Annotated in this window: 9 protein-coding genes; 6 read left to right on the top strand and 3 right to left on the bottom strand. The window is 69.8% G+C overall.

The genetic code is table 11. The features are described from left to right. Positions 1–44: 44 nt before the first annotated feature. Together LCL61_RS04405 and LCL61_RS04400 are read right to left on the bottom strand one after the other, a co-directional pair. The gene (locus LCL61_RS04405; RefSeq protein WP_340685641.1) at positions 45–914 is read right to left on the bottom strand and encodes a CPBP family intramembrane glutamic endopeptidase; all 870 of its coding nucleotides are present in this window, start codon (positions 912–914) and stop codon (positions 45–47) included. A 52-nt stretch (positions 915–966) separates the two neighbouring features. Further along, positions 967–1536, bottom strand: a complete 570-nt coding sequence (locus tag LCL61_RS04400) for a TetR/AcrR family transcriptional regulator (RefSeq protein ID WP_340685640.1) — start codon at positions 1534–1536, stop codon at positions 967–969. 74 nt (positions 1537–1610) lie between these two features. On the opposite strand from LCL61_RS04400, the gene LCL61_RS04395 reads away from it, so the two are divergent. Then, positions 1611–3350, top strand: a complete 1740-nt coding sequence (locus LCL61_RS04395) for an ABC transporter ATP-binding protein (protein ID WP_340685639.1) — start codon at positions 1611–1613, stop codon at positions 3348–3350. Between the two features lie 6 nt (positions 3351–3356). On the opposite strand, the gene LCL61_RS04390 is transcribed toward LCL61_RS04395, so the two are convergent. Beyond that, the gene (locus LCL61_RS04390) at positions 3357–4112 is read right to left on the bottom strand and encodes a sigma-70 family RNA polymerase sigma factor (protein WP_340685638.1); all 756 of its coding nucleotides are present in this window, start codon (positions 4110–4112) and stop codon (positions 3357–3359) included. Positions 4113–4200: 88 nt separating this feature from the next. On the opposite strand from LCL61_RS04390, the gene LCL61_RS04385 reads away from it, so the two are divergent. The 5 genes from LCL61_RS04385 to LCL61_RS04365 all read left to right on the top strand — a co-directional run. Then, entirely contained in the window at positions 4201–4881 is a 681-nt protein-coding gene (locus LCL61_RS04385) for a TetR/AcrR family transcriptional regulator (RefSeq protein ID WP_340685637.1), read from the top strand. 55 nt (positions 4882–4936) lie between these two features. Beyond that, the gene (locus LCL61_RS04380) at positions 4937–5617 is read left to right on the top strand and encodes a GNAT family N-acetyltransferase (RefSeq protein WP_340685636.1); all 681 of its coding nucleotides are present in this window, start codon (positions 4937–4939) and stop codon (positions 5615–5617) included. A gap of 70 nt (positions 5618–5687) precedes the next feature. Beyond that, on the top strand, positions 5688–6719 hold the full coding sequence (tdh, locus tag LCL61_RS04375; RefSeq protein WP_340685635.1) for an L-threonine 3-dehydrogenase: 1032 nt from the start codon (positions 5688–5690) through the stop codon (positions 6717–6719). Continuing rightward, complete coding sequence (locus tag LCL61_RS04370) at positions 6719–7900, top strand: glycine C-acetyltransferase (RefSeq protein WP_340685634.1); 1182 nt, start codon at positions 6719–6721, stop codon at positions 7898–7900. Before tdh ends, LCL61_RS04370 begins: the two co-directional genes overlap by 1 nt. Next, the coding region (locus LCL61_RS04365; protein ID WP_340688487.1) for a LysR family transcriptional regulator at positions 7897–8025 on the top strand (129 nt) is incomplete at its 3' end. The genes LCL61_RS04370 and LCL61_RS04365, both read left to right, overlap by 4 nt.

The following is an 8025-nucleotide window of genomic DNA, read 5'->3' as shown; positions in this document are numbered from 1 at the left end:
AGGACGGTTCTAACCGTCCTTACCACTCACGAGCGGCCGCGGGCTCACATCAGCAACAGGGGCAGGGTGTTCATCGCCGTGTGCGCGGCGATCGGCGCCCACAGGTTGCGGTAGCGCGACCACAGATAGCCGGCGAACAGGCCGAAGAACCCTTGGAAGGCCACGATCGCGCCCAGGGTGAGCGGGAGTGAGCCCTGTCCGTGCGTCGGCAGGTGCAACCAGGCGAACAGCAGGGCCGACAGCAGGATTCCCGGCCACCGCCCGAAAAGCGCCTCCAGCCGGGTCTGCAGCATGCCGCGGAAGAAGACCTCTTCGAGGACGTTCGCGGTGAAGAAGGTCAGCGTGGCGCCGACGGCCAGGTACACCGGATCCGGGTAGTCCTCCGCGGTGGGGAGCGGCGGCGCGAGCGGGCCGAGGACGGAGAGCCAGCCGAACACGAGCACCGCCGGAATCGGCGCGAGCCATCGCCAGGTCTGCCGGGGTAGCCACGTCAGCCGGAAGGGATCGGGTTCCCCTCGCGTGCGCAGGAGAAGCAGCGGCAGCGCCAAGAACACGAGCGGCTTGGCGAGTGCCCAGATGTCGCGGACCAGCGCCTGTTGACCCGCGGCCGAAACCAGGAACAACGCCGGCGGCCACAGGAAAGCGATGAGCGCCAAGGCCGTCGCCTGCTTCCGGAGCCTGCCCCGGTCGGTCGCGTCGGGGAGCGGTTTCGGCGCGTGGAGCGGGATCCCGTGGGTCAGCAGCATCCCGGCCAGCGCCGGAATCAGGGCTCCGGCAAGGGAAAGCGCCTTGTCCGAATCCGCGGACGGCTTGATCGTGTCGTGCCCGGTCGCCAGCAGCAGCGCGGGTGCGGCCACGAACACCGCGAGCCCGCCGAAGAGGATTCCCCAGGCGCGTACCGGTTTTTCTGTCACGGGGACAGGATCTTCGAAGCGGCGTGAGTCCGCGTCATCACTTCGGAGGACTTCAGTCGACCGCGATGACCTTTTCCAGGCTGCGCAGGCACAACGTGAGCGCCTCGTGCTTCGGCGTCTTCTCGCGCACCAGTTCCCACGCCGTGTAGAGCAGGCTCCAGAGCAGTTGCAGCAACCACTCCTTCGTCATCGCCGGATCGATCGAGCCCTCGGCGTGCCCGCGTTCGATGAGCCGCAGCAGGCGACGGTCGTCGTCGCTCTCCTCCGCCCATTCTGGCCGGGTCACCAGATCCGGCATGGTGAACAGCAACTGGAAGATGTCGGCGTGCTCGAAGTACTCCTGGCACAGCCGGGCGAGCACCGCCGGGACCGGGCCGTCGTCGAGCCGGGCCCGTTCGGTGCTCTGGGAGATCTTGTCCAGCGCGTCGTGACTGATGGCGTCGATCAGGTCCGAACGCTCCGCGAAGTACCGGTGCACCGTGGTGCGCCCGACGTTCGCCGCCGCCGCGATGTCGGCCAGCGTGGCGCTCGGCTGCTTGGTCAACGTCTCGATGGCCGCGTCCAGGATCGCGCGCCGGGTCCTCGCCCGGACACCCGTCTCGGTGACCACACCCTCACTCATGGCCGGTACCGTACCCCGCTCCCGATATGGAACTCGTTTGACGATTTTAGAACACTCGTGTTCCATTGAGAACCATGAAAACTCCACGATTGAAGGTGCTGTGGTCGTTCGCGCGACCGCACAAGGGGGCACTGGCGATCGGCCTGCTACTCGCCCTGCTCGGTTCGGCGGCCGGTCTCGCCACGCCCATGGTCACGAAGTGGGTGCTCGACTCACTCGGTTCGTCGGCGTCGCTGGCGGGCCCCGTGCTGGCGTTGGCGGGCCTGATGGTGGTCGGCGCGGTGATCTGGCTGGGGCAATGGATCCTGCTCGGCACCGTCGGCGAGCGGGTGGTGCTGAAGGCGCGGGAATCGATGGTGCGGCGGTTCTTCCGCGCGACGATCCCGGTGATCACGAAGCGGCCGACGGGGGAATTGGTCACCCGCGTCACCTCGGACACGGTGCTCCTGCGCGAGGCGGCGTCGTCCAGCGTGATCGGCCTGATCAACGGCGTGGTGATGCTCGTCGGCACCCTGGTGCTGATGAGCGTGCTCGACCCGGTGCTGCTGGCGACGACGGTGGCGGCCGTGCTCGTGGTGATCGCGTTGTTCACGTGGCTCATGCCGGCCATCGCGAAGGAACAGGAGAAGGCGCAGGACCGCGTAGGCCGTCTCGGCGGCGTGCTCGAAGGCGCGCTACGGGCGATCCGCACGGTGAAGGCCAGCCGCGCGGAAGCCCGGCAGTCCGAGCGGATCCTGGTCGACGCGGAAGCCGCCGCCGCGCACGGTGTCCGCGCGGTGCGACGGGAGGCCGTCGCCTGGGTGGTGGCCTGGACGGGTATCCAGGCCGCCACCCTGGTGATCCTCGGCCTCGGCGCCTGGCGGGTCGACGCGGGCCTGCTCGAGGTGTCGAGCCTCATCGCGTTCCTGCTGTACGCGTTCGCGCTGATGGAGCCGATCACCGAACTGAGCCAGAACATGACCGCGTTGCAGGCGGGGATCGCCGCGGCCGGGCGGATCCGGGAGATGGACGCGCTCGAGGTGGAAGAGGACCGGGCGCCTGCCCGGACGGAGCCGTCGGGCGAGCAGGGCGGCCCGGTACTGGAACTGCGCGGGGTGACCGCGGGCTACGGCGGCGACCCGGCGCTGCGGCAGGTGTCGCTGAAGATCCCGAGGCGCGGGCACACCGCGATCGTCGGGCCGTCCGGCGCGGGCAAGACCACGATGCTGTCGCTGATCATGCGGTTCGTGCGGCCGGAGTCGGGTTCACTGCTGCTGGACGGACGCGAGTACGCGGACCTGCCGTACGCGGATGTGCGGACCCGGCTGGCCTACGTCGAGCAGGAGACGCCGATCGTGCCGGGGACGATCCGGGAGAACCTGCTCTTCACCCACCCCGACGCGACCGAGGAAGAGGTGCGGCGGGTGCTCGAAGAGGTCCGGCTGAGCGACAAGATCGCCGCGCTCGACGACGGACTGGACACGCCGCTTTCGTCGACCTCGGTGTCCGGCGGGGAACGGCAGCGGATCGCGCTGGCCAGGGCGATCCTGCGCACGCCGGACGTGGTGCTGCTGGACGAGGCGACCGCGCAGGTCGACGGCCGGACCGAGAGCGCGATCCACGACTGCATCCGGCGGCTGGCCCGTGAGGGCGCCGTGGTCACCGTGGCGCACCGGCTGTCCACGGTGATCGACGCGGACACCATCGTGGTGATGGAGGAAGGCCGCGTCCGGGCGAGCGGTAGCCATGAGCACCTGCTCGCCACCGACACGCTGTACCGGGAGCTGGTGGAGGCGCTGCGGATCGCGGGGGAGGGCGCCCCTGTTCCCGGCTGATCGGGTTCAGGCGGAGACGGCGCGGACACCCGGCGGCATCTCGCGGTTGATCTCGTCGAGCCGGGTGGCGACGGTGCGGCAGGGTTCGCAGCCCGCCAGATGCGCGGCGATCAGGTCCGCCCGGCGGCCCGGCACACCGCCGCGGAGCCACGCTCCCATCCGGCGCCGCGCCTCCTGGCAGCACGGCGTTCCCGTTTCGGGGACCTGCGCCTGCAAGAAGGCCTGTCGGAGTCCTTCGCGGGCACGCAGGGCCAGGACGGAGGCGCCGTTGGGCGAGACTCCCAACAGCGGAGCGACCACCTTCGGCGAGTCGCCTTCGGCTTCGGTCCGCCAAAGCACTGTCCGCCAGCGGCCCGGGAGTGCGCAATAGGCGGTCCAGGCCAGCCGGGCGTTCGAGCGGAGGATGAGGAGTTCCTCCGCGCCGATCGTCCCGGTGGCCTCTTCGACTGCCGGGGTCGTGCCGTACAGCTCGACCCGCTTGTGGTGGTGGCTCCATTTGGCCGCGAGATTCCGGATGGTGACCGCGAGATAGGGGCGGAGGTTCTCCCGCGGGCCGCCGCCGTCGCGGATGACGCTCAGGACACGCACGAACGCTTCGGCCACGAGGTCGTCCCGTTCGGCGGGCTCGGCGACCCAGCCCGCGGCGATCCGGCGCAGCGGCTCGGCGTGCCGCCGGAAAAGGGTTTCGCCGGCGGCGATGTCACCGGCGCGGAAGGCGTCGAGCAGCGTTGCGTCCGCCGTGGTGTCGACGTCTTCCCTCATCGCGGTCTCCCGGACGGGCCGATCTGCATACCCGAAGTAACGGGTACGGCAGTGTACCGGTTAACCGGCCGCCGATAAACTCCGGGGGATGACGCCTGAAGCCGACGCGCCGCGGCCGGATGGCCGGGCGGCGCGCTGGGCGGGACAGCGGGAGCGCCGCCGACGGGAATTCGTCGACGCGGCGCTGCGCGCGATCGCCGAGCACGGGCCGGAGGTCTCCACCGAACAGATCGCCGACGAAGCGGGGGTGGCGAGAACCCGGGTGTACAAGCACTTCGACGACGCCGCCGACCTGCAGCGTTCGATCGCCGACCGGGCCGTCCGCCTCATCACCGCCGAACTGGCTCCGCTGTGGGACCCGAGCGGGACGCCGATGCAGCTGATCACCGTCGCGGTGGGCGCGCACACCGGCTGGCTCGCCGAATACGGGAACCTCTACCGCTATCTCGCCCGGCATTCCCAGGCCGGGCGGCGCGGCGACGCCATCACCGACGTCAAAACGGCGATCGCCAGGCAGCTCACCATCCTGTTCGAGCACTACCTCGACACCTTCGACCTCGACGGCCGGATCGCCGAGCCGCTCGCCTTCGGGCTGGTCGGCCTCGTCGACACGAGTGCCGCGCGCTGGCTGGAGAATCCGGGCGGCCTCGAACTCCCGGAGCTCGCGAGCCAGCTGGTGCGGTGGATCTGGCGGGTCATCGACGACACCCTCCGGGAACGCGGGGTCGAGCTCGACCCGCATTCGCCGCTGCTGGTGCCGGGTACCTGAGCGCTCAGGATGTGGAAGCGGGAATGAAAGCCCGCCGTCCGCTGTCGGAGCAGTCATGGTCACCCCTTTCGACGACCCGGCCTGGGCTTCGCTGACCGGGCCGCACGCCCACTTCGCGGAGCGCTTCGGACAGGTGCTGCGCTATCAGGTTGACGTCGCGCCCTTCTTCGCCCTGCCGCCCGAGCCGGACGACGGCGTGTGGGCTGATGTCGCCGCGCTGGCGGGTCCCGGCCAGACGGTCACCGTCCACAACGCGCTGCCCGTCCCGGCGGACTGGGAAGTCCTCGGCAGGATCGCCGGAGTCCGGCTGGTCGACGTCGCGCTCGAAGCCGCCGAAGATCCCGAAGCCGTCGTACTGGGGCCGGACGACGTCCCGGAGATGCTCCACCTCGTGGAGCGGACCAAGCCGGGACCGTTCCGGAAACGGACCATCGAATTGGGGACATATCTGGGCATCCGGCGCGACGGCGAGCTGATCGCGATGGCGGGGGAGCGCATGCACCCACCCGGCTGGACCGAGATCAGCGCCGTCTGCACCGACCCGGCGTATCGCGGCCAGGGACTGGCGACCCGGCTCATCCGCGCGGTGGCGGCGGGGATCCGGGCCCGCGGCGAACACCCGATGATGCACGCGGCGGCGACGAACACGCCGGCCATCCGGCTCTACGAGTCGATCGGCTTCGAAGTGATTCCACGGCCGGACTTCGTGTCGGTCCGGGTCCCGGGCTCCTTGTGAAGACACGCTAACGAGGGATTTCAGAAACTCGCGATGGACTGAACAGCACGGGCGGGCCAGACTTCGCGCCATGAAGGCATTGGTCAAAGCCGACCGAGCACCCGGGCTGGAACTCGCCGACGTGCCGGACCCCGCCGTCGGCCCCGGCGACGTCGCCGTCCGCGTGCTGCGCGCCGGGATCTGCGGTACCGATCTGCACATCGACTCCTGGGACGACTGGGCGGCGCGCACCATCGCCGCGCCGCTGGTGATCGGGCACGAGTTCGTCGGCGAGGTGGTCGAGATCGGCCGCTCGGTGACGACGGTCAAGGTGGGCGACCTGGTCAGCGGCGAGGGGCACCTGGTCTGCGGAAGCTGCCGCAACTGCAAGGCCGGGCGGCGTCACCTGTGCGCCAGGACCAAGGGCCTCGGCGTGCACACCGATGGCGCCTTCGCGCAGTACGCCGTCCTGCCCGAGATGAACGCCTGGGTGCACCGCACCAAGGTCGACCTCGACATCGCCGCGATCTTCGATCCGCTCGGCAACGCCGTGCACACCGCGCTGTCCTTCCCCGTCATCGGCGAGGACGTACTGGTCACCGGCGCCGGCCCGATCGGCATCATGGCCGCCGCCATCGCGCGGCACGCGGGCGCGCGCAACGTCGTCGTCACCGACGTCAGCGAGCACCGCCTGGAACTGGCCCGCAAGGTCGGCGTCGACCTCGCGCTGGACGTCTCCTCCGCGACCATCGCCGACGCGCAGGAGCGGCTCGGCATGGCCGAGGGCTTCGACGTCGGCATGGAGATGAGCGGGCGGCCCGAGGCGCTGCGCGACATGATCGCGAACATGTCCCACGGTGGGCGCATCGCGCTGCTCGGCCTCCCCGCTTCCGACGTGTCGGTCGACGTCGCGTCCGTGGTGCTGAAGATGATCCAGCTCAAGGGGATCTACGGGCGCGAGATGTTCGAGACGTGGTACTCGATGTCCGTCCTGCTGCAGGCCGGGCTGGACATCTCGCCGGTGATCACCCACCGGTTCGGCTACACCGAATACGAGAAGGCGTTCGCGACGGCCAGGGAAGGCCGCTGCGGCAAGGTCATTCTGGACTGGACGGAGAACTGATGTACGGCGCGATGCGCGACGACCTCAAGGCCGGGCTCGCCGAGATCCGGGAAGCCGGGCTGTACAAGGGCGAGCGGGTGATCCAGGGACCGCAACGGGCTTCGGTCAGCGTCGGCGACGGCGACGTCCTCAACTTCTGCGCCAACAACTACCTCGGCCTCGCCGACCACCCCAAGCTGGTCAAGGCCGCGCAAGAGGCGCTGGACCGCTGGGGCTTCGGCATGGCGTCGGTGCGGTTCATCTGCGGGACCCAGCAGCCGCACAAGGAGCTCGAAGCGAAGCTGTCGGAGTTCCTCGGCACCGAGGACACGATCCTCTACAGCTCCTGTTTCGACGCCAACGCGGGGCTCTTCGAGACGCTGCTGACGGACCAGGACGTCATCATCTCCGACGAGCTCAACCACGCGTCGATCATCGACGGCGTCCGGCTGTGCAAGGCGAAGCGGATGCGCTACCGCAACCGCGACGTCGCGGATCTGGAAGCCCGGCTGAAGGAGGCGTCCGGCGCGCGGTACCGGATGATCGCCACCGACGGCGTGTTCTCGATGGACGGCTACCTCGCGCCGCTCGACGAGATCTGCGAGCTGGCCGAGCGCTACGACGCCCTGGTGATGGTCGACGACTCGCACGCCGTCGGTTTCACCGGGCCGACCGGTCGCGGCACGCCCGAGCTGTTCGGCGTCCAGGACAAGGTCGACGTGCTGACCGGCACCCTCGGCAAGGCGCTGGGCGGCGCGAGCGGCGGTTACACCTCGGGTCGTGCGGAAATCGTCGAGATGCTCCGGCAGCGTTCGCGGCCGTACCTGTTCTCGAACTCGCTGGCGCCGTCGATCACCGCGGCCGCGCTCGCCACGCTGGAGCTGCTGGACGAGTCGAGTGAACTGCTGGGCAAGCTGCGCGCCAACACGGAGCTGTTCCGGCGACGGATGACCGAGGCCGGTTTCGACCTGCTCCCGGGCGAGCACCCGATCATCCCGGTGATGATCGGCGACGCCGCCAAGGCGGGCAAGATGGCGGATCTGCTGCTCGACCAGGGCATCTACGTGATCGGGTTCTCCTACCCGGTGGTGCCGCACGGCAAGGCCCGGATCCGGACGCAGATGTCGGCGGCGCACTCGGCCGACGACGTCAACCGGGCCGTCGACGCGTTCGTGACGGCAAGGTCCATGATGGACGAATGATCGATCCGCGACGGCTGCGCGTACTGCGCGCCCTCGCCGACCACGGCACCGTGACGGCGGCGGGCCAGGCGCTGCATCTGACGCCGTCCGCGGTCTCCCAGCAGCTGGCCGCACTCGAAGCCGAG

This window comes from Amycolatopsis coloradensis, from assembly GCF_037997115.1.
In the GTDB taxonomy this organism is placed as follows: domain Bacteria; phylum Actinomycetota; class Actinomycetes; order Mycobacteriales; family Pseudonocardiaceae; genus Amycolatopsis; species Amycolatopsis coloradensis_A.
The sequence above is the reverse complement of the archived record's forward strand: the minus strand, read 5'-3'. Positions and strand labels throughout refer to the sequence as shown.

Bases quoted from the DNA above. Each gene is read 5' to 3' on its own strand.
- LCL61_RS04400 (WP_340685640.1), bottom strand. From the start codon at position 1,536: ATGAGTGAGGGTGTGGTCACCGAGACGGGTGTCCGGGCGAGGACCCGG.
- LCL61_RS04395 (WP_340685639.1), top strand. From the start codon at position 1,611: ATGAAAACTCCACGATTGAAGGTGCTGTGGTCGTTCGCGCGACCGCAC.
- LCL61_RS04390 (WP_340685638.1), bottom strand. From the start codon at position 4,112: ATGAGGGAAGACGTCGACACCACGGCGGACGCAACGCTGCTCGACGCC.
- LCL61_RS04385 (WP_340685637.1), top strand. From the start codon at position 4,201: ATGACGCCTGAAGCCGACGCGCCGCGGCCGGATGGCCGGGCGGCGCGC.
- LCL61_RS04380 (WP_340685636.1), top strand. From the start codon at position 4,937: ATGGTCACCCCTTTCGACGACCCGGCCTGGGCTTCGCTGACCGGGCCG.
- tdh (WP_340685635.1), top strand. From the start codon at position 5,688: ATGAAGGCATTGGTCAAAGCCGACCGAGCACCCGGGCTGGAACTCGCC.
- LCL61_RS04370 (WP_340685634.1), top strand. From the start codon at position 6,719: ATGTACGGCGCGATGCGCGACGACCTCAAGGCCGGGCTCGCCGAGATC.